General features: G+C 35.3%; 23 protein-coding genes. 15 read left to right on the forward strand and 8 right to left on the reverse strand.

The window, feature by feature from the left end; genetic code table 11:
• Nucleotides 1-99: 99 nt before the first annotated feature.
• From DEU39_RS04410 to DEU39_RS04430, 5 genes are all read left to right on the forward strand, one after another.
• The gene (locus DEU39_RS04410; protein WP_034698295.1) at nucleotides 100-705 is read left to right on the forward strand and encodes a SatD family protein; all 606 of its coding nucleotides are present in this window, start codon (nucleotides 100-102) and stop codon (nucleotides 703-705) included.
• Nucleotides 706-707: 2 nt separating this feature from the next.
• Nucleotides 708-1,403, forward strand: coding sequence for a DUF3307 domain-containing protein (locus DEU39_RS04415; protein WP_120231074.1), 696 nt, complete (start codon nucleotides 708-710; stop codon nucleotides 1,401-1,403).
• A 36-nt stretch (nucleotides 1,404-1,439) separates the two neighbouring features.
• Complete coding sequence (gene purC / locus DEU39_RS04420) at nucleotides 1,440-2,162, forward strand: phosphoribosylaminoimidazolesuccinocarboxamide synthase (protein ID WP_047430685.1); 723 nt, start codon at nucleotides 1,440-1,442, stop codon at nucleotides 2,160-2,162.
• Between the two features lie 99 nt (nucleotides 2,163-2,261).
• A complete protein-coding gene (gene purF, locus DEU39_RS04425; RefSeq protein ID WP_062669706.1) occupies nucleotides 2,262-3,761 on the forward strand; it encodes an amidophosphoribosyltransferase in 1,500 nt (499 codons plus the stop codon).
• A gap of 144 nt (nucleotides 3,762-3,905) precedes the next feature.
• Nucleotides 3,906-4,853 (forward strand): glycerophosphodiester phosphodiesterase family protein, encoded by a 948-nt coding sequence (locus tag DEU39_RS04430; RefSeq protein ID WP_120231075.1) that lies wholly within the window; start codon nucleotides 3,906-3,908, stop codon nucleotides 4,851-4,853.
• A gap of 89 nt (nucleotides 4,854-4,942) precedes the next feature.
• Here the strand turns inward: DEU39_RS04430 and DEU39_RS04435 are convergent, their stop codons facing one another.
• The 6 genes from DEU39_RS04435 to aroB all read right to left on the reverse strand — a co-directional run bounded on the left by DEU39_RS04435 (nucleotide 4,943) and on the right by aroB (nucleotide 10,760).
• Entirely contained in the window at nucleotides 4,943-5,662 is a 720-nt protein-coding gene (locus tag DEU39_RS04435; RefSeq protein WP_120231076.1) for a porin family protein, read from the reverse strand.
• Nucleotides 5,663-6,027: 365 nt separating this feature from the next.
• Complete coding sequence (locus tag DEU39_RS04440; protein WP_120232189.1) at nucleotides 6,028-6,726, reverse strand: porin family protein; 699 nt, start codon at nucleotides 6,724-6,726, stop codon at nucleotides 6,028-6,030.
• A gap of 431 nt (nucleotides 6,727-7,157) precedes the next feature.
• Entirely contained in the window at nucleotides 7,158-7,745 is a 588-nt protein-coding gene (locus tag DEU39_RS04445) for a porin family protein (protein WP_062669698.1), read from the reverse strand.
• Between the two features lie 205 nt (nucleotides 7,746-7,950).
• Nucleotides 7,951-8,571, reverse strand: coding sequence for a porin family protein (locus DEU39_RS04450; protein WP_062669696.1), 621 nt, complete (start codon nucleotides 8,569-8,571; stop codon nucleotides 7,951-7,953).
• A 231-nt stretch (nucleotides 8,572-8,802) separates the two neighbouring features.
• Complete coding sequence (locus DEU39_RS04455; RefSeq protein WP_062669694.1) at nucleotides 8,803-9,438, reverse strand: porin family protein; 636 nt, start codon at nucleotides 9,436-9,438, stop codon at nucleotides 8,803-8,805.
• 275 nt (nucleotides 9,439-9,713) lie between these two features.
• Entirely contained in the window at nucleotides 9,714-10,760 is a 1,047-nt protein-coding gene (gene aroB, locus DEU39_RS04460) for a 3-dehydroquinate synthase (protein WP_120231077.1), read from the reverse strand.
• 101 nt (nucleotides 10,761-10,861) lie between these two features.
• On the opposite strand from aroB, the gene DEU39_RS04465 reads away from it, so the two are divergent.
• Entirely contained in the window at nucleotides 10,862-12,043 is a 1,182-nt protein-coding gene (locus DEU39_RS04465) for a pseudouridine synthase (RefSeq protein ID WP_228432286.1), read from the forward strand.
• 189 nt (nucleotides 12,044-12,232) lie between these two features.
• On the opposite strand, the gene pncA is transcribed toward DEU39_RS04465, so the two are convergent.
• Nucleotides 12,233-12,838, reverse strand: coding sequence for a bifunctional nicotinamidase/pyrazinamidase (pncA, locus tag DEU39_RS04470; RefSeq protein WP_034698270.1), 606 nt, complete (start codon nucleotides 12,836-12,838; stop codon nucleotides 12,233-12,235).
• 214 nt (nucleotides 12,839-13,052) lie between these two features.
• On the opposite strand from pncA, the gene DEU39_RS04475 reads away from it, so the two are divergent.
• From DEU39_RS04475 to DEU39_RS04495, 5 genes are all read left to right on the forward strand, one after another.
• Entirely contained in the window at nucleotides 13,053-14,195 is a 1,143-nt protein-coding gene (locus DEU39_RS04475; protein WP_120231078.1) for a DEAD/DEAH box helicase, read from the forward strand.
• Between the two features lie 216 nt (nucleotides 14,196-14,411).
• A complete protein-coding gene (locus tag DEU39_RS04480) occupies nucleotides 14,412-14,948 on the forward strand; it encodes a YfiT family bacillithiol transferase (RefSeq protein ID WP_062669686.1) in 537 nt (178 codons plus the stop codon).
• Nucleotides 14,942-15,403 (forward strand): DUF1569 domain-containing protein, encoded by a 462-nt coding sequence (locus DEU39_RS04485; protein WP_228436629.1) that lies wholly within the window; start codon nucleotides 14,942-14,944, stop codon nucleotides 15,401-15,403. The genes DEU39_RS04480 and DEU39_RS04485 overlap by 7 nt, the downstream gene beginning before the upstream one ends.
• On the forward strand, nucleotides 15,400-15,780 hold the full coding sequence (ytxJ, locus tag DEU39_RS04490) for a bacillithiol system redox-active protein YtxJ (protein ID WP_120231079.1): 381 nt from the start codon (nucleotides 15,400-15,402) through the stop codon (nucleotides 15,778-15,780). Before DEU39_RS04485 ends, ytxJ begins: the two co-directional genes overlap by 4 nt.
• Nucleotides 15,777-16,373 (forward strand): Crp/Fnr family transcriptional regulator, encoded by a 597-nt coding sequence (locus DEU39_RS04495; protein WP_034698263.1) that lies wholly within the window; start codon nucleotides 15,777-15,779, stop codon nucleotides 16,371-16,373. The genes ytxJ and DEU39_RS04495 overlap by 4 nt, the downstream gene beginning before the upstream one ends.
• Nucleotides 16,374-16,518: 145 nt before the next feature.
• Here the strand turns inward: DEU39_RS04495 and DEU39_RS04500 are convergent, their stop codons facing one another.
• A complete protein-coding gene (locus DEU39_RS04500) occupies nucleotides 16,519-17,940 on the reverse strand; it encodes a PLP-dependent aminotransferase family protein (RefSeq protein ID WP_120231080.1) in 1,422 nt (473 codons plus the stop codon).
• 96 nt (nucleotides 17,941-18,036) lie between these two features.
• Here DEU39_RS04500 and DEU39_RS04505 point away from each other — a divergent pair, with 96 nt between their 5' ends.
• From DEU39_RS04505 to DEU39_RS04520, 4 genes are all read left to right on the forward strand, one after another.
• Nucleotides 18,037-18,921: a DMT family transporter gene (locus tag DEU39_RS04505; RefSeq protein ID WP_120231081.1), complete on the forward strand. Its 885-nt coding sequence runs from the start codon at nucleotides 18,037-18,039 to the stop codon at nucleotides 18,919-18,921.
• 512 nt (nucleotides 18,922-19,433) lie between these two features.
• Nucleotides 19,434-20,030: a Crp/Fnr family transcriptional regulator gene (locus DEU39_RS04510; RefSeq protein WP_120231082.1), complete on the forward strand. Its 597-nt coding sequence runs from the start codon at nucleotides 19,434-19,436 to the stop codon at nucleotides 20,028-20,030.
• Nucleotides 20,031-20,081: 51 nt separating this feature from the next.
• Entirely contained in the window at nucleotides 20,082-20,696 is a 615-nt protein-coding gene (locus DEU39_RS04515; RefSeq protein WP_228432485.1) for a Crp/Fnr family transcriptional regulator, read from the forward strand.
• Nucleotides 20,697-20,911: 215 nt separating this feature from the next.
• Nucleotides 20,912-21,706, forward strand: coding sequence for a KGG domain-containing protein (locus tag DEU39_RS04520; protein ID WP_062669673.1), 795 nt, complete (start codon nucleotides 20,912-20,914; stop codon nucleotides 21,704-21,706).
• The last annotated feature ends 69 nt before the right edge of the window (nucleotides 21,707-21,775 follow it).

The raw sequence follows: 21,775 nt of genomic DNA on the forward strand, positions 1-21,775 counted from the left end.
ACTACATCATTGATATAAGCTGATTCGCTAATAATGAATATCTATAAGTGTTTCTGCTTATATTTTTTATATATAAGTAATTATGCTTATATTTGCAGTATGATAGCGGTCATTACCGGTGATATTATAAATTCACAGCATGCGGACACTGAAGTTTGGATTACCAGACTTAAACATCTTCTCGAAAAATGGGGAAGCGCTCCTCACACATGGGAAATCTACAGGGGAGATGAGTTTCAGTTCAAGTGCAAAATTGATGACGTTTTCTGGCGTTTTCTAGCCATAAAATCTCTTATTAAAAGTGTCGAAAATCTGGATGTAAGAATGGCCATAGGTATTGGTGAGGAAAGTTTCTCTTCTGAGAAGATCACTGAATCTAATGGTACAGCTTATGTTAATTCAGGAAGACTGCTTAATGATCTTAAAAGTGACGGTCATACGGTTGCTATTAAAACCTCCAGTGATCCGGTGGACAGGGATCTTAATATCCTGTTGAAATGGTCGTCCAAGGATTTTGATAACTGGACGATGGCTACGGCAGAGATTATTCATGAAATGATCATGAATCAGGATATCACACAGGAGGATCTTGCTAAGAGATTTGCTATTTCACAGTCTTCGGTAAGCCAGAGACTGAAACGAGCCAACTATGAGCTCATCGTGGAAACCAATCAGTATTTCAGAAAGAAAATCTCAGAATTATAGGCATGATCTTCATCAAACTCATATTGGCACATCTACTCGGAGATTTTATACTTCAGCCAAATTCATGGGTTGCAGATAAGGAAAACTATAAACTGAAAAGTAAGTTTTTATACATTCATGTTCTGATTCACATTGTTTTAAGTCTGATTTTTATTTGGGACCTTCAGCTTTGGTGGGTTGCTGTATTAGTGGGAATAACTCACTTTATTATTGATGCAGCCAAGCTTAGTTTCCAGAATGTAAAGACTAAGAAAAGATGGTTTTTCATAGATCAGCTGCTGCATATTCTGGTGATTGGCGGAGTTTCTTTTTATTTCCAGGAATTCAGCTTTGGATTTTTACAGAATCAGGAATTTTTAAAGGTAATTATGGCGGCACTGTTTTTAACAACACCGGCTTCTATTTTTATAAAAATCTTATTGTCATCATGGACGCCCGCTCCGGATGGCCCCAATACTATTCAAACCGAATCTTTATCAAGTGCCGGAAAATATATCGGAATTTTAGAACGCCTGCTGGTTTTCATTTTTATTATGGTGAATCACTGGGAAGGCGTAGGTTTCATGGTGGCTGCCAAATCTGTTTTCAGATTCAGCGACCTTGCACAGGCAAAACAGAGAAAGCTTACAGAATATGTATTAATTGGTACACTGCTGAGTTTTGGACTGGCTGTCTTAACAGGAATAATAATAAAATAAATTAATAAATCTAACTACAATTTAGAAAGTAAAATTATGAGTCAAAAGAAAGAAATGTTGTACGAGGGGAAAGCAAAACAAGTATTTGCAACCGATAATCCTGATGAAGTAGTAGTACGTTTCAAAGACGATGCTACAGCATTTAATGCTCAAAAAAGAGGTCAGGTAGACCTTAAAGGAGAAATGAACAACGCCATCACAACTCTTATTTTTGAATATTTAAATGAAAAAGGGATCAAAACTCATTTCATCCAAAAATTAGACGAAAGAGAGCAGCTGGTAAGAAAAGTATCTATCATTCCTTTGGAAATGGTAGTAAGAAACTACTCTGCGGGAAGCATGGCGCAAAGATTAGGAGTGGAAGAAGGAATTAAATCTCCTGTAACGATCTTCGATATCTGTTATAAAAAAGATGAATTGGGAGATCCGCTTATCAATGATCACCATGCCGTTTTCTTAGGAGCAGCTACTTACGAAGAACTTGACGAAATGTATGAGTTATCTTCAGATATCAATGATATCCTTATCGACCTGTTTGACAAAATCAATATCATCCTGGTAGATTTCAAAATCGAATTAGGTAAAACTTCAGACGGTGAAATCATCTTAGCAGACGAAATCTCTCCTGATACTTGCAGACTTTGGGATAAAGATACCATGAAGAAATTAGACAAAGACAGATTCAGAAGAGATCTTGGTGAAGTTACTGAGGCTTATGTTGAAATCTATAACCGTCTTAAAAATCTTTTACAGAAATAAGATTTAATTTATTTAAAGATTAAACCATTTAAAAATTAAACAGGCTGTAATCTTTTTAATCGTTAAATTTTTTAATCTTTTAATTTAGAAAAAATAGAAATGAAAAGTTTAGACATTCATAAAAGTGAATATTTAAAACAGTTTGAAACCCAGACTTACGGAAGGAATCTTTTCAGAACTCAGGAAGAGGAAAGACTGGATGCCCCTAATGAAGAATGTGGGATCTTCGGAATGTATTCAGATAATGATCTGGATACTTTCTCTCTTTCACAGTTTGGCCTTTTTGCATTACAGCACAGAGGTCAGGAGGCTTGTGGTATTTCCGTTTTAAAGGATGGAAGAATCACAAACATGAAAGACGAAGGACTGGTTTTGGATGTTTATAAAGAAATTCAGGAACCTGAAACTTTTATGGGAAATTCTGCAATTGGGCATACCCGTTATACCACTGCAGGAGATAAGAAGAAATATAATTTTCAGCCATTTTTCGCGAAAAACGAATATGACCAGATTATACTTTCTATAGCACACAATGGTAACCTTACCAATGCCAAAGAATTAAAAGCAGAATTAGAAGCTGAAGGCGTAGTTTTCAGAGCGACTTCCGATTCTGAAGTTATCCTGAGACTGATTCAGAAAAACCTTGATTTAGGTCTTCGTGGAGCGATTAAAGCAACCATGGAAAAGATTGAAGGAGCTTATTCTGTAGTAGGGATGACCCGAAACAAATTCTTTGCATTCAGAGACTTCAACGGTATCCGTCCGTTAGTATTGGGGGCTATTGATGAAAAATCTTATGTAGTAGCTTCAGAATCTGTAGCATTGGATGCTGTGGGTGCTCAGTATGTACGTGATATCCTTCCTGGTGAGATCATTTATACCAACGAAAACGAACCTGGAAAACTTCATTCTTATATGATGGATGAAGCGAAGGGTAAGCAGAGAATCTGTTCTTTCGAATATATTTATTTCGCAAGACCTGACTCTACCTTAGAAAATATCAATGTTTACGAGATCAGAGAAAAATCCGGAGAGAAAATCTGGGAACAGGCTCCTGTAGAAGCTGATTTGGTGATTGGAGTTCCGGATTCCGGAGTTCCGGCTGCTATTGGTTTCTCTAAAGCTTCAGGAATACCTTTCCGTCCGGTTTTGATCAAAAACAGATATATCGGAAGAAGTTTCATCGTTCCTACACAGGAAATGAGAGAAAGGGTAGTGAACCTTAAGCTGAACCCGATCATCTCTGAGATGAAAGACAAGAGAGTAGTCATTATTGACGATTCTATTGTTCGTGGAACAACATCTAAAAGACTGGTTAAAATTTTAAAAGATGCAGGCGTAAAAGAGATTCACTTCAGAAGTGTTTCTCCACCCATTATTGCTCCTTGTTATCTGGGAATTGATACTCCGTCTAAAGATGATCTTATCTCAGCGAATATGACTACGGAAGAACTTAAAAATTATCTTGGGGTAGATTCTTTAGAGTTTTTAAGCATAGACAACCTGAAAGACATTTTAGGATCAGCTAATCACTGTTTCGGATGCTTTACAGAAGAATATCCTGTTGGAAAAGGAGAAGAGATAGATTTATTCAATTAATCTCTTTATCTGAAATATATCAAAATAGAAGAGCTGGATTTGTAATCCGGCTCTTTTGTTGTTTAAATGTAGCAAAAGCTTAATATTCCTGTATTATACAGTATATAATGGAGTTTTAATTTTGTCAGATTAAAACTTCAGGATATGAAAAACGCACTTTTTACGGGTATTTTTCTGGTATTTACCCAATTGTATTCTTCGCAGTCTTTTGACAAGCAGGCACACCGCGGAGGAAAATCTCTTTACCCCGAAAATACGATCCCGGCAATGAAGAATGCCCTTAAAATGAATGTGACAACTCTGGAAATGGATTTGGCCATCACCAGGGATAAAAAAGTGATTCTTTCGCATGATGCTTTTCTTTCACCGGAACTGGTTACAAAACCGGATGGAACTTACATTCCCAAAGATTCAGGCTTTTATTACAAAATATATGAAATGCCTTACGCAAAGATCAAAACATTTGACGTAGGTTTAAAAAAACTGAATAATTATCCTGATCAAAAGAAAATGAAGGCTCAGAAACCTCTTTTTTCAGACGTCATTGATGCTTGTGAGGCCTATGCACGCGAATTGAAAAGACCACTGCCTTTTTACAATATAGAAACGAAAACACGTCCCTTTTCTGATAACATTTTTCATCCTGAACCGAAAGAATTTGTAGATCTGATGATGAAGATTATTGTAGAAAAAAATATTCAGGACAGGGTAATCATTCAATCTTTTGATCCACGGACACTGGAAATTCTTCATAAAGAATATCCTAAAATCATGACCGCTTTACTTGTGGAAAAGGTAGATGATAAAAAACTGGCCCAGCAGCAGGCTTATTTTAAAAATATTTCTGTGGAAAAGTTCAAAATGTATCCAGATCATCTGAGTGGAGTAGCCGGAGATATGAAGTTCCTGAGTTTCACTCCTACGATTTACAGTCCGGAACACAATCTTGTAACGTCTCAATTAGTACAGGAATGCCACTCATTAGGCATGAAAGTAATCCCATGGACTGTGAATACCAGAGAAAGATTAAAAGAATTAAAAGAAATGGGAATAGATGGTGTGATCAGTGATGATCCGAGAATATTTGAATAAAACTTTTGATATAAATAGCCGGAAGAAAATCTTCCGGCTATTTTATGCGTGCAAGGTTAATGCACTTCGGTTAAAAAATTGGTTCTTAATTAGAATTTGTAGTTAAGACCTAACTGAAATACTCTGTTGTTGTTTTCAGCGGCAGACATGCTCTTATCAATCTTTGTTAAGCTGTTTACATATCTTGCATTGATACCGATATTGGAAGTGATATCATATCCTAAACCAAGGCCTAAACCAAAGTTGAATTTGTTGATCATATCTTTGTCGATATCTGTAGAATGAGAACTTGAAGTAGTTGTTGTAACACCTCCAGTAGTACTTGCTACAGTAGATTCTCCTTTATTTTTCCCGTTAATGAAATAACTGAATTCAGGTCCTGCTTCAATATAAAATTTGTCAGTAGGTCTCATCTGAACCATTAATGGAACTGAAATGTAATCCATTTTTACTCTGCTCTGTACTTTAGTTTTTACATTCGTTACTCCATTGTCAGTTTCTGTAGAATACATTACATCTTTTGCCCCCATTTGGTTATATAATACCTCTGGCTGGAAGCTGAATTGTTTAGAAATTGGAATATTAACGAATACACCTGCGTGGAAACCTAGTTGTTGTGTGTTGATTCCAAATTTCTGCTGGCTGAAATACGCTGAGTTTCCCCCTGCTTTGATCCCGAATCTAATAGGCTGAACATCTTTTTTTAGTGGTGATGCATTGACTGTTTTCGTTTCCGTCTTTGTTTCTGTCTCCTGAGCGAAAGCTAGTGTACCAGCAGTTAATGCTAATCCTAAAAATAACTTCTTCATAATTTTATTTTTTAATTTTACTATTTGTGTGTCGGATATCTCTCAATCAGACTCCAAGTATTTTGCAAATTGCTTGCCAAAGTCGAAAAACGCCTGTTTAAAGGGCTTTTCAGATGGTTTTTGAAAAGTTTATTTTAAACCATTTATCCCTTTTTGATGAATAAATGTTTTGTAAACTGAATGTTTTGTGAAAATAGTTGAATGCTCAATGCGCTTTATTATTGATAATTGAAATCATGAAAAATTTTGAACTGGAATTGACTTTTTCAGGGATTAATAACTCTTCCGGGCTCTTTTTAAGAATAAAAAATAAAAATACCGGACTCTTAAAAGCCCGACATCCGTTTTGAAAATAATAAATATCTCTATTTAAAGCGATAAGCCACTCCAAGCTGAAGCGCATTGTTTTTGACTTTACTACCGTAATCATTCTTGAAAATTCCTGTTATACCTGCTGTGAATCGCGCAGTTACTCCAAAATTTTGTGTAAAATAATATCCTGTGCCAATTCCAATTCCAAAATTGAATTTATTATATAATTTCATTGAAATTTTATTAGAGAAATTCTCAGAATTAACAGTCGTTGTATTATCGTATCTTATTTCGTTTCTTCCGTCTCCTTCTATTTTTCCTCCCAGAAGTAATCCGAATTCAGGTCCTGCTTCCACATACAATTGAGGAAGAATATTGTACTGAACCATAATAGGAAGAGTAAGGTAGTTTAGATTAGTTTTGTACTCATATTCCTGCTTCGTAAAATAATCTCCGGAATCATGAATAAAGAGATCTTCCGTTTTTGAGCCTAGTTGGCTGAAAAGAAGCTCGGGTTGTATACTGAATTTTTCAGCAACAGGAATATTGGCAAATATTCCGATATGTGAACCGGCTTTGATTTTTTCGTTATTATCTACTTCGTTTCTTTCCCCTCTGCTGAAAGTAGAACCATTGAAACCAGCTTTAATCCCAAATTTTACTGAAGATGGTTGGGTAGGAGACTTTTCTTTTTCCTGAGCATTCATTAAAAAAGAGCCAACAAGTGTAAGTCCTAGAAAAATTTTTTTCATGATTATAAGTTTTATTTTCTGTTTTTTTTGTGGCAAAATATCTGCCATAAAGATAAGAAGTGATAAAAATCATACGGTATGCGAAAAAGTCAGGATTAAACTAATAAACCTGACTTTTTCTATTGAAATCAAAATGTATTTTAAATAAAACAAAACACTTTTCAGTATTCTGTTGTGCACTCTAATGTCCAGCTATCTCTTGCAGTTCTCGTTAAAAATTAATGGTAATAGTTAGAGTTAGTTTTGAATTTCAATTGAATACACAATTGAATCAATACCTATTCATTGTAAAACAGGAACTGTAAAATTGGAAATTCCGGAATAGAGTACAATAACTATTCTGTACGCAAATTTCTTGCCAAAAAATATTCAAACAATAAAAAAGCCGGATTTACTATAATCCGGCTTTGTATTGAATAGAAAGTTTGTTTTTAGAATTTGTAAGCTAAACCAAATTGGAATACTCCGTTTTTCGCTTTATCTTCAGATAAATCAGGTCTGTTTTTCGCTACATCTGTTAAACCTGCAACATATCTTGCAGTAACTCCGATATTTTGTGTGAAATAGTATCCTGCTCCAAGACCAATTCCGAAATCAAATGATTTGAAAATATCTTTGGCATCTGCAGAGTTTGATTTATATTTTAATTTTGAATTCACAAGGAAACTAAACTGTGGTCCAGCCTCCAGGTATAGATTAGGAAGAGCATTGTACTGAAGCATTAAAGGAACAGAGATGTAATCTAGGTTTGCTTTAGCATCGCTGTCTGCTTTAAATTTTGCTCCCATTCCGCTGTACATTACTTCCGGTTGGAAAGAGAAGTCCTGAGCTACAGGAATGTTTGCGAATACTCCTCCGTAAAATCCGGCTTTAGAGTTGAAGTCATTATCAGAAAGAGTAGAGATATTAAGACCTGCTTTTACACCAAATCTAACTGGCGAAGCGGAAGCTGTTGAAGTTTTCTGAGAGAAAGCAAAAGTACCTGCTACTAGGGCAAGGCCTAAAAAAATCTTTTTCATAAGTTTTTTATTTTAATAGTTTTTAAGTTTTATTTAACTTTTCATTAAGAAACAAACTGTATGCCAAAGTGTAAATGTACTGTGAATGTACTATTTATTGTGGTTTTTGAAGAATAATTTTTCTATCGCATTAAAAAAGTCGGATTAATTTTAATCCGACTCCACTTTAATTATAAAAATTTAATGAAAAAAGCTTAATAAAGCTTTAGAATTTGTAGTTTACTCCTACCTGGAATACACCATTTCTAACAGATCCTTCTCTGTCATATCCGTATTGGTATTTTGTTTTTACAATATCAGATAATCCTGCAGTGTATCTTACATTCACGCCAATGTTTTTGGTTAAATTGTAACCGGCTCCCAACCCGATTCCAAAGTCGAACGATTGAGTTGCATTTTTTAAAGCACCAGTAGAAGCGCTTTTCTTTAATCTTGCATCAATTAAAAAGCTAAATTGTGGTCCTGCTTCCACATATAGATTGGGAAGTGCTTTATATTGGAACATTACAGGTACGGAAAGATATTCTAAATTAAGTTTTGCATTGCTGCCTCCTTTCTCTTTAGCTCCCACAGCATTATATAATACTTCCGGCTGAACAGAAAAATCCTTAGCGACAGGAATATTCACAAAAACACCACCATAGAATCCGGCTTTTGAATTCATATCCATATTAGAAAGGTTGGAAACATTTAATCCCGCCTTCAAACCGAATTTGATTTTGGGTGAAGATGTGGATGGAGTAGTAGCCTCTGTAGAAGTTGAAGTGCTTTGAGCAAAAGCAAAAGTACCTGCGATAAGCGCCAGGCCCAGAAAAATCTTTTTCATAGATTAGTTTAATTTTTACGTTGTTTAACGTCCGAGAAGCAACAAACAATATGCCGGTAAACCCCTTGTATAAAGACTTTATGGGTTTTTAACAAATCCATAAATCATCAAATTGGGATATATTTTTGTTATTTTGTCGACACTTTGTTATTTTAACATAAAAAAAGAACAGATTAAAAAATTAATCTGTTCTTTTTTATTGAATATAAAATTTGTTAGTGAATATGTAGCTTACTTAAATTTATAAGCTAATCCTACCTGGAATAGGTTGTTTCTTGTAGCATCAGATCCACTAGGTCTGTTTTTCGCTACATCTGTTAAACCTGCAACATATCTTGCGGTAAGTCCTAAGTTCGGAGTGAAATAATATCCAGCTCCAAGACCAATACCAAAGTTAAATGTATTTAAATTGTCTTTGTAGTTGTCTGTAGTACTTGACTGCCCGTTTGATTCATTTTTGAACTTGTTTTTAGCACTTACCATGAACCCAAATTCAGGTCCTGCTTCCACATAAAGATTTGGAATCAGGTTGTACTGGAACATTACCGGTACTGTAATATAATCTAGTTTAGTAGAAGCTGAATATTTAGTTCCTGCTAACGTATAATCTGATTTATTACCATATTGTGAATACTGAACCTCTGGCTGAACGCTGAATGAAGCGGCTAATGGAATGTTGGCAAATACACCTGCGTTGAATCCTATTTTAGATTTTTGATCATCAAGACCGCTATCTTTTGAAAGGGAAGAAACGTTCATACCTCCTTTTACCCCAAATGTTACTGGATTAGAAGATGTGTTTCCTGTCTGTTGAGCGAATGCGAATGTTCCTGCAGTTAACGCTAATCCTAAAATTAACTTTTTCATAACTTTAATTTTTTTAATTTTACTCTTTCTTAATTTTAAATTTTACTACTTGTCCAGCTTTTCAGTTGAACGGAGAGTATCTTTCAAATTGCTTGCCAAAATTTTTTTTATGAGTAAAATCAATAAAAAAATCACTTAGTGTTTAAGTGATTTTTTAAATAAAGTATTGATTGTTAATTATTTGTAATTTTAACTAAATGTTTGTTTAGACGTGGTCTAAATTGACAATTTTGTCAAAAACACGTTTTAAAATAAATTTATTTTTGAAAAACACGTTAAGCATCGTTCAATTTTCTATAAAAAGATAAAGATTCAAGGATATTTTCCTTGCTGCACTGATGATCATAGATGCAACAACCTATTCCAGAAAGCAGAGAGAAATTGATTTTGCTGTCGGTATTCTTCTTGTCATTCAGTAGTAAAGCAGTAATATCTTCATCTTTAAAATCGCTGATATCAAGGTATGGATAATATCTCTGAATGTTTTCAATGATTATTTTTGAATCTTCTTCAGAAATAAGGTTTTCAAGATAAGCCAGATGAGCTTCAGCAATCATTCCCATAGCCACAGCTTCACCGTGAAGGATCGGGTTTTCCTGCTGCAGACATAAACTTTCTACCGCATGTCCTATGGTATGCCCGAAATTAAGTGTTTTTCTAATGTTCTGCTCATGGAAATCCTGATCTACAACATTCTGTTTAATATTCATAGACGTTTGAATATGTGGGATTACCGTTTCTACTTCCAGTTTACGGATCTGTGTTAGCTGGTCCCAATGATTTTTATCAGCAATTAACCCATGTTTCAGCATTTCAGCAAATCCGCTTCTTAATTCTTTAAAAGGTAGTGTTTCTAAGAATTTGGGAAAAATAAAGATTTGCTCAGGGAAAGCAAAAGTTCCCACCATATTTTTATAGTGCATCAGATCAATCCCGGTTTTTCCCCCTATGGCAGCATCACACATCGATAGAAGGGTAGTAGGAATATTGATAAACTGTATTCCTCTTTTATAAGTAGATGCCACAAATCCGCCCATATCGGTTATTACACCACCGCCAAGGTTGATAACCAGCGCTTTTCTGTCCGCCTGCATTTCTGTAAGAATTTCCCAAAGTTGATTGGCTGTCTGGATATTTTTCATTTCTTCTCCCGCTTCAATCTCTAAAATTTCAAAGCCAAGATCCGTTTCCATATTTCCTAAAAGAACAGGAAGGCAGTATTCATGGGTGTTTTCATCTACAAGAATGAAAATTTTACTGAAAGTTTTTTCGTGAAGAAACTCGTTGAGCTGTGAAAAATTATCGTTTAATATTGTTATCATCTTCTATTTTATGTAAAGTTAAAATGTAAACTATAGTGCAAAGTTATGATTCTTAATTTTTAACTCGTAACTAAATTACTATCTTTGCATAAATTTTTAGAATGAGCAGAGATAATAATAATTCAGATAGACCAAAGAGACCAAGAATTTCAACCAAGAAAAGTTCTGATGATTCTCGTGCTTCCAGATCTGGAAATTCTTCAGGATCAAAACCTTTCAAGAAGCCGTTCTCTAAAGACGGAGGAAGAAAAGGACCAGAACATCAGGGATCCAACTCAAGATTTGAAAAGAAACCTTTTAAAAGAAATACCGACAGTTTCGAAAATTCTAACGAAGATTCAGGTTCAAAATCTGAAAGAAAACCTTATATCACGAACAAAAGTGAGAGCTATGAGAAAAAATCTTTTGGAAAACCGAAGAGAGGAGGAAAGAATTTCGATACAAGAGATAAGTATGAAAGAGGCAGTCTGAAATACGGAAGAAGACCATCTAATGGTGAAGACAGAAATGATGACAAAACAAGATCTTTTGTACAGAAAAGAAGGTTGAATAAAATTGAAAAAGATGTTCATAAAGACAGCATCCGTCTTAACAAGTATATCGCTAATTCCGGAATCTGCAGCAGAAGAGAAGCTGATGAACTGATTACTCAGGGATTGGTAGAAGTCAACGGAAAGGTGGTAACTGAAATGGGATATCAGGTACAGAAAACAGACAGAGTAGTTTTTGACGGACAAAGCATTACTCCTGAAAAACCTGTATATGTACTTTTGAATAAGCCAAAAGGTTATATTTCTACTACAAAAGACGATAAAGCAAGAAAAACTGTAATGGATCTTGTAGCGAATGCTTCTCCGTACAGACTTTTCCCGGTGGGAAGACTGGATCGTTCTACAACAGGAGTTATCTTACTGACCAATGACGGACACATGACCAAAAAACTGACGCATCCATCTTTTGATGCTAAGAAGATTTATCATGTAACATTGGATAAAAAACTTACTGGTGAAGATTTACGTCTTATTGCAGAAGGAATCCGTCTTGATGAAGGATTAGCTGTGGTTGATCAGATTTCATATATTGAAGGGAAACCTAAGAATGAAATTGGAATTGAGATCCACATCGGATGGAACCGTGTGATCAGAAGAATTTTCCAGAGATTAGGATACGAGGTAGAATCTTTAGACAGAGTAATGTTTGCAGGATTAACGAAGAAGAATATCAAGAGAGGACACTGGAGAATCCTTACAGAACTGGAAGTGAACAACCTTAAAATGCTTTAAAACAATGATAAATGATGAGTTATAAATGATGAATAACAGATTCAGATTTGTAATTTACTTCATTCTCTCAAAAGTATCTTTAGGATAAAAAACAAAAAGCGCAGAATTATTTTCTGCGCTTTTTTATTTTATTAAGCTATAAATTTTAAAATTCATAACTCATCATTTATAATTCATCATTAAAAAGAATTAACCCAACACCGTTACTCCTTTTTCAATCATTTCATAGATGGCATCTCTGCCGTTGTCAGGTTTTACGTTTACTGCACGTGTTCCATTGAAATGAAGGCACGTTACATATCCGTTAGCTACTGCATCCTGTGCTGTAAATTTAACACAATAGTCTAATGCCAGACCTACAATTTCTACCAGTTGGATATCATGGTATTTCAGGAAATCATCCAAACCTGTTTTCATAAAATGGTTGTTATCCTGGAAACCGCTGTAGCTGTCAATTTCAATATTTTTACCTTTCTGTACAATGTGGGTTACTTTATCTCTGTTCAGATCTTTGTGAAATTCTGCCCCAAAAGTTCCCTGAATACAGTGATCCGGCCACATAAACTGTGGAACACCATTTAAAATAATACTTTCTCCTACCTTTCTTCCATTGCTGCTTGCAAAACTTTTATGACCTGCAGGATGCCAGTCTTGTGTAAGAACCACCTGATCATATTCATTTTCTTCCATCAGGAGATTGATGTATGGAATAATTTCGCTCGCTCCAGGAACTGCAAGTGCTCCGCCTTCACAAAAATCATTCTGTACATCGACTATTATTAACGCTTTTTTCATATTTTGATTTCTCGAATTTTTGATAAATTTACAAAACTAATCTTCAAAAATTTGTCCAAACCTGAATTTTCGGACAAATCGGCAATATAAATTTTCAATGCTTTTGAATGAAAGGCATAAAACTTTAAATAATTGAAGTTTATCTGCAGCCTATTGTATTTTGAGGCTTACACCAAATATCAATAGCGTATCTTTGCAGGAAATAAGTATTTTTATGTCATTTGAATCGTTAGGATTATCACACAATATTATTCGTTCTGTCAAAAAATTAGGATATTTAAAACCGTTCCCTATACAAGAGCAGGCTGTTCCTGTTATTTTGGAAGGGAAAGATCTGATGGGAATTGCTCAGACAGGTTCTGGTAAAACAGCGTGTTTTGTGATGCCGATTCTAGAAAAATTACAGAATGCGGAAGTTAAAAAAAACCGTAATGTTCAGGTTTTGATATTGGTTCCTACCAGGGAATTAGCTATTCAGATCGATGAAGTTTTCAGGGCATTCACAGAAAATCTAAAGAGAGAAGTCCGTACGATGGCTGTTTATGGAGGTGTTTCTATCAATCCACAGATGAAGGGAATGTTTGGAGTGGAAGTTTTGATTGCTACTCCGGGACGTCTGCTGGATTTAATTGATCATAATGCATTAAGTATTTCAGGAATTAAACATTTGGTGATTGATGAAGCAGATAAAATGTTTCAGCTAGGGTTTGGTGAAGAAATGAATAAGCTTTTTGCCATGATGCCTGTAGCGAAACAAACTACTTTATTTTCAGCTACCTTGAATGATAAAGTTGCTGAAATGAAAGAACGTCTTTCTATCAATCCTATAATTATTGAGATTAAAAAAGAAGAAGTTGAAATTGATAATATCGAACAGCTTGCTTATCATGTTGCTCCGGAAAATAAAGGACCTTTTTTACGATATCTGATCAAAGAAAAAAAAGTTGAAAAGGCTTTGATTTTTGTTTCGTCTACAAGATCTGCAGATAATCTGGTAGAGAAACTTAAAAAGAATAAAATAAAAGCTGTGGCCATTCACAGCCAAAAGTCACAGGGAGCGAGAAGAAATAATCTGGAAGAATTTAAAGTAAACGGTGCTCAGATTTTGGTGGCTACAGACTTAATTGGGCGAGGAATCCATATTGAATCCCTGCCATGTGTTATCAATTACGAGTTGCCGCGTTCACCGCTGGATTATATTCACCGTATTGGTAGAACAGGGCGTGCCAATGAAAAAGGAACTGCAATCAGCATTCTGACGGATGATGAATTGCAGCATTTCAGAGTAATTCAAAAGAAAATGGGTCGAAAAGTAACCCTGCAAAGAACAGAAGGTATTGATTTACACGGATATTAATACTTTATTATAATCAAGAAAGGTTTCAGTTTATACAATTGAAGCCTTTTTTAATAAAAAATCGGTACCACAAAAAACATTATCGGTATAATTAATGCTTTATTCACTTAATATTCTTGAATTTTTGATAAATTCGCGCAAGCTGGTATTTGTCAATTATTCTCATCAATAATAGTAATACCAATCGGCAATAATTAAAAAATTAAAACCTGAACAATGATTGATTTAGAGAAAAAAAAGTTTCCAATAGGCCCGTTTGAAGTGCCTGAAAATATTTGTGATATTACATTGGATACTTATATCAAAGTAATCAAAGATTTTCCTGGAAGGCTAAAGAATCTTATTGAACATTTTACAGACGATCAATTGGATACTCCTTACAGAGAAGGAGGCTGGACAGTAAGGCAGCTTGTGAATCATCTTTCTGACAGTCATATGAACAGTTTTATCCGTTTCAAACTGGCACTGACAGAAGAAAATCCTACTATAAAGCCTTATGATGAAGCGAAATGGGCGGAGCTTCAGGACAGTTTTCATATGCCCGTAAAACCGGCAATGAGAATGTTGAAGGGAACACACCAAAGATGGGTAGCTCTTCTTAAAAGTCTTACCAATAAACAGTTTGAAAGAACCTTCCATCATCCTGAGCACAATAAAAATTATAATTTAAGAGAAAGCCTTGCTTTATATGTGTGGCACTGCAATCATCATTTTGCTCATATTGAAAATCTGAAGATAGAAAAAGGTTGGTAAGAAAACGTCTTAATAATCCTATATATTATCAGGAAATCGTTAACAGGATTTCTATGTTATCTGAAAACTCTATTGGAAAATGGGGGAAGATGAACGTGTGTCAAATGCTAAAGCATTGTGATTTAGTTCTTCAGGTGGCTTTGGGAAAGTTCGAACTTCCCCGTATTAATGTCATTTTTGAGGCAGTAGGAATTTTTACTAAAATAGAAATGCATATTTTCAATAATGGAATTCCCAGAAACATGCCTACTTTTCAAAAACTAATCGTTAATTTTGAGTGTGATTTCGATGTTTCAAAAACCAATCTGCTGAAAACGCTGGAAGAATTCCGGGAAGTTTGTGAAAAAAACAACCTGCCGGACCGCCACAGATTATTCGGTACAATGACTGAAAAAGACTGGACATTTTTAGAATACAAACATCTTGATCATCATCTAAAACAATTTAATGTATGAGTTTTTTTGATAAAATATTCGGTGGTAAAAACGAAAACCCTGACCAAAAAACATTCTGGAAAAAGATAGAATCTGAAGAAGACCTTGCCAAAGCAATGGAAGACTCTTTTCAGAATAGGATAGCGATATTTAAACATTCTACAAGCTGTTTCATAAGCAGGACAGTTTTGAAAAACTTTGAAAAAGAAATAGAAAATTCAGACCAACCGGTGAGTGTATACTATCTGGATTTATTGGCACACCGGCCTGTTTCTAACAAAATAGCAGCAGATTTTGAGATCAGACATGAAAGTCCGCAGCTGATTGTCATAGAGAACGGAAAACCTGTTAACAGTGCTTCACACCAGGATATTTCTTTAAGCCAGATTGTATCATGAAGAATATAAATAATTATTTAGCCAAAGTTTTAAATGTTCCGCTTCAGAATGTGAATACGTGTAGTCTTCACTATGAAGTAAAGAAAATTCCTAAAAATCAGTTCCTTCTTCAGTATGGTGAAATCTGCCGACATATTTTCTTTGTAGAAAAAGGCCTGATAAAGATGTATTCCATTGATAAAAACGGAAAGGAACATATTATACAGTTTGCTCCGGAAAGCTGGCTGATTTCTGACCGAAGCAGCCTTTATTTCAATGAAAAATCCATTTATTATATAGAAGCAGTGGAAGATTCTGAAGTTTTGTTTCTTCATCCTGATTTCTTCAACAAACTGGTAGAACAATTTCCGAACAGCATCGAAAGAAGTGATTTTCTTCTTCAGAAACATATCAGAAGTCTTCAAAACAGGATCAATTCTTTATTGGGAGAGACTGCAGAAGAAAGGTATATGAAATTCATCAAAATGTATCCGGATTTACTCCTGAGAGTTCCACAATGGATGATTGCTTCTTACCTCGGAATTACTCCTGAGAGCCTGAGCCGTGTAAGAAAGGAGCTGGCGAGAAAAAATTTCATCCCGGATAATAAATAAGAAAGACTGGGAGATGGAGGCTTGAAGTTCTGGTAAATATAAAAAAACTTCAAGAGTTATAAGATTTCCTTTACAATATCAATAAGAATTAAGGTAAATTATTTTTAAAACTATTTTAGCTTCAATCTTCCGGCCTCCATCTTCCTTACTTTAAATAAATCTTTTTGGCAAGCTGTCCAACCTGTCTGAGTTTTGTCTGTGTATCTTCCGACCATGGAAGCCCTATGCAGAGCCTCATGCAGTTTTCAAACTGTTCCTGAAAGGTAAACATTCTTCCGGGAGCGATACTGATATTCTGTTTAATGGCCAGATCGTATAATTCTGTTGTTCGAATCTTTTGATCAAATTCTACCCATAAAGACAAGCCTCCCTGTGGACGACTGGTTTTTGTGCCTTCAGGAAAAGATTCCGCAATGGTCTGTACATAGTTCTGATAATTGAACTGTAATGTTCTGCGAAGCTGCTGAAGGTGCTTTTCGTATTTTCCGGATTTCAGAAAATTGGCAACAGCTTCATTCACAATGGAAATAGAAGATGTAGAATGCAGCAGTTTAAGCTTAAGAATTTTATCTTTATATTTCCCCGGAGCAATCCAGCCTACACGATATCCGGGAGCCAAAGTTTTTGAAATAGAGCTGCAATACAGTACGTTTCCGTCCTTATCGAAAGATTTACAACATTTTGGACGGCTGGAACCAAAATAAAGGTCTCCATAGACGTCATCTTCTATCAACGGAATATTATTTTCAGAAAGTATTTTTACAATTTCCTTTTTATTTTCATCAGGCATACAGCTTCCCAAAGGTGAATTAAAATTGGGAATCAACAAGCACAGATCTATTTTAGGCATTAATTTTTTTAAAGCGTCAATTTCTATTCCGGTAGTGGGATGGGTAGGAAGTTCCAAGACTTTTAAACCCAAACCATTGGCAAGCTGAAGAATTCCGGGATAACAAGGGCTTTCAATAGCAACGGTGTCTCCTGGTTTTCCTAAAGCCATTAAACAAAAAGAAAGAGCATTCATTCCGCCATTGGTGGTAATCAGGTCATTTTCGCTCAGATTTCCTCCCCATTGCAAAGAACGTACAGCAATCATTCTTCTTAATTTCAGATTTCCCTGAAGTTCTTCATATTCTGTACCACCGTCTTTTAATTCCCTTGTGGCGTTTACAATTTCTTTCTTAAGTTTAGCCTGAGGTAAGAGAGCTCCTGATGGAATTCCTATAGAGAAAAAGGTAAGATACTTTTTACCCATATTTTCATATACCTTACTGATCAGCTCATCCGGTTCATCATTATTGGCGATCAATGATGGGCGGCTTACCTCAGGTAAAGGAAGTTTTACAGAGAGCAGCTGGCTTACAAAATACCCAGACTGTGGTTTAGATTCTACTAAAGACTGTGATTCCAGTTCCAGAAAAACACGCTTGGCAGTATTCATACTCACCTGATGTTCCTGGCATAGCATTCTTACAGAAGGAAGCTTGTCTCCTGTCTTTAGAATCCCATTTCTGATCTGTCCTGCAATTCCGTCTGCAATTTCCGTATATAAAAATTCTTTACTCATATTGTTAAACTGTGCTCATGCAAATATACAAAACTGATACTGTGTTTATTTAATTATCCTTTCTAATTTTGAATATTAATTAAAAGCTTCAATAAAATGATGACAAAGCAACTATCAAAAGATGAAAATATAAGTGGCTGGATCAATGGATTTATAGGTGTAGTTTTATTTAGCGGTGGTTTGCCGGCCACTAAATTAGCTGTAATGGAAATGAGTCCTACTTTTGTAACGATTGTTCGTGCAGCTGTTGCCGGAGTCCTGGCGCTTATCGTATTATGGCTTGGGAAAGAAAAACGTCCTGTCAAAAAAGATTTGATTCCATTATTATTGGTTTCTCTTGGCTGTGTGGTAGGGTTTCCTCTTCTTTCAGCATTAGCGCTTCAATATCTTACTTCAGCGCATTCTATTGTATTTCTGGGAATGTTACCTTTGGCTACTGCTGTATTTGGTGTGATGCGTGGTGGTGAAAGACCTCATCCAATATTTTGGCTTTTTTCGATTGTAGGAAGCCTTTTGGTGATTGGCTATGCTATTTCACAAGGAATATCTGCATCACCTATTGGAGATATTCTGATGCTGCTTGCCGTTATTTTATGTGGTATGGGTTATGCTGAAGGAGCTAAATTATCCAAGACATTAGGCGGATGGCAGGTGATTTCGTGGGCTTTGGTATTGGCGCTGCCTGTAATGATTCCTTTATTTTTTATTTATTTTCCGGCTGATATTCAAAATGTCAGTTTTCAGGGATGGTTTGGAATGGCTTATATTTCTCTTTTCAGTATGTTTATTGGATTTATATTCTGGTATAAAGGATTAGCACAGGGAGGAATAGCTACTGTTGGCCAGCTGCAGTTACTTCAACCTTTCTTTGGGCTGGCATTGGCTGCATGGCTTCTTCATGAGCAGGTAAGTGTAGGAATGCTAGGGGTGACAGTAGGGGTGATCTTATGTGTTGCAGGAACTAAGAAGTTTGCGAAATAATTAAATATAAAGCATTCATGACTTATAAAAGAATTAACCAATCATAATCTTATTTTGACTTTATTAACACAAGAATCTTACAGGTTTTCCAATACAAATCCAATCCCTTCCGGTACAATATAGGATCTACGGTTTTTTCAAAAAAATGTACATATATTACAAGAAGCCGTAACAATAGAATACAAAAAAAATAACAAATTTTCCTGTTATTACATTGAAAACCCCGTTCTAATCAAGAGAATCGGGGTTTATTGTTTGGCGTTTTTACATATTGATGAAACTATGTTTTTAAAAATACAATATCAAAAAAGTAATTTAATTGCATTTTTAGTAATGATATTCAATCAATAAATACAAAAAGACTTAAAGTTGTTGAAATTTTTAACATTTTTTAACTTTAATGACAATAGGTAAGGTGTGGTTTTTGCATTCATTTCAGTATCGATTATCAATAATATTTTTACTAAGACTAGGAGGATAGGAAGAAGAAAACAATTCCAAAAAAAACTATTATGGTTATCGACGAAAACATTTTGATTTCAGCGGGAGCAGAAACGAGACGTTATACCCCTTCAGAAATGATATTCTTTGAAGGAGACATTCCTAATTATTATTACCAGATTGTAAAAGGAGAAGTAAAACTCAACAATTATAATGAGGAAGGCAAAGAGTTTATTCAAAATATTTTATCCGACGGAGAAAGTTGTGGAGAATCTATTCTTTTTATAGAAAAGCCATATCCTGTGAATGCGGAAGCTATTACAGAATGCAGTATTCTGAGACTTCATAAATCTGCTTTTTTCAATCTGTTGAATCAATCTCCTGAATTATATATGGAGGTAAACAGTTTTCTTTCTGAACGCCTTTATTATAAATTCATTATGATGCAGAGTCTCTCTTCTCAAAACCCTTCTATACGGCTTAGAGGATTAATGGACTATCTTAAAAGTTCTCAAAAAGACCTGAGTCCCTATTCTTTTTTAGTTCCCTTAACCAGGCAGCAAATGGCGAGTCTTACAGGGCTTTGCGTGGAAACTGCAATAAGAACGATTAAACATATGGAAAGAGATAAAATTGTGAGAATTGAAAATCGTAAAATTCTTTACTAACCTTATTTCAGGCATATTATTTGTTTTTCATTAAAAAAATCCATTGAAATTATGAAAACAATAAGCTGTATGAATATTGATGAAAATCTTTTGTACTCCTATGGCGCAGAAGACAGGATATATAAAAAAAAAGAAGTTGTTTTTAAAGAAGAAGATCATGCGCTTTATTATTTTCAGATAGGTAGCGGAAAGGTGAAGCTTAATAATTATAGTGAAGAGGGAAAAGAGTTTATTCATAATATTTTAGGTAAAAATCAAAGCTTTGGGGAAGCCATGCTTTTTCTTAGTCAGGATTATCCGGTGAATGCAGTTTGTCTTGAGGCATCCAGAATTATAAGACTTCCCAAAAATAATTTTCTGGAAATGATCGATCAGCACCCCCATCTTTCTCTTGAAATGAATGCCTGTTTTTCCCAGGAAATTTATTATAAACTAAAAATGATGCAGAGCCTGGCTTCACTAAATCCCATGCATAGACTAAAAGGATTAATGGATTATCTTAAAAGCTTTCATCATGAAGATTGTCATCAGTGTTTTCACATCGCATTTACACGCCAACAGATCGCCAATCTTACAGGTCTGCGTGTAGAAACAGTGATTAGAAACCTAAAAAAGATGGAAAAAGAAGGTATACTTTCTTTAAAAGATCGTAAAATTTTATATTAAATATGATTTTAATGACTCAGATCATAAAAACGTGAGTTATTCTATTGTACATTTGGCATAGTTCTTCAACACTATTCTTAAGCCCTTAGTAAAAGGCAAGCAAAAAGCATTTCGCTTTTATTATTATTTAAAATTACCGACACCCAATTGTTGCCGTCTAATACTAGTCACGGACTGCAATAGGCATCACTAAATATTAATAAAAAAATTCAGTTATGAACACTAGAAATTCGAGAAGCAGCAGCTCAAGAGGGCGTTCGCATTCGCCAGAAAACCTTGAAGAAGTATATCAATTAGGATATGATCATGGTTTTAATGATGCAACAAGAGATGAAGATTATGACGATGATTTTTCAGAATATGAAAATTATTTTGATAATGAAAATGACGATTATGATGATGATTACGATGAAGATGATTATGATGAATACGACGACGATTATGATGATGAAGATGATGAAGATTATGATGATGACGAAGAAGACGATGATGATCAGAGGGGTCGTAGAGGAGGAAGAAGCAGTTCAAGAGGCGGAAACGGCAACCAGCAGAGAGACAGCCAGGGAAGATTTACTTCCGGTAGAGGCGGTTCTCGTGGAGGAAACTCCGGTGGTAGTTCCCGAGGACGTTCAAATTCTGGTTCCGGCTCCCGATCAGGAGGCAGAGGCAGGTCATCATCGGGAGATGGTACTTCAAGAAGAGGTTTCGCTTCCATGAGCAAAGCTGAGCGTACGAGAATAGCCAGAATGGGAGGTCAGGCTTCACATGGTGGAGGCAGATCTTCGAACTCAGGTTCCGGCTCAGGAAGAGGAGGTTCATCGAGATCAGGAAACAATAGTAATAGCTCAGGAAGAGGAGGTTCAAACTCAAACTCAGGAAATTCAAGAAGAGGATTTGCTGCGATGAGTAAATCTGAGCGTACAAGAATAGCCAGAATGGGAGGCCAGGCATCCCACGGAGGCGGAAGATCTTCAGGTCGTTCCGGATTCGGAGGCAGACGTAATTCATAATTCTTTTTCCAGGATTGCCTCTTTAGACTTATATAAAGAGGTAATCCTTTAATAACAAACACCATTTAC

Source organism: Chryseobacterium sp. AG363 (assembly GCF_003610675.1).
Classification (GTDB): domain Bacteria; phylum Bacteroidota; class Bacteroidia; order Flavobacteriales; family Weeksellaceae; genus Chryseobacterium; species Chryseobacterium cucumeris.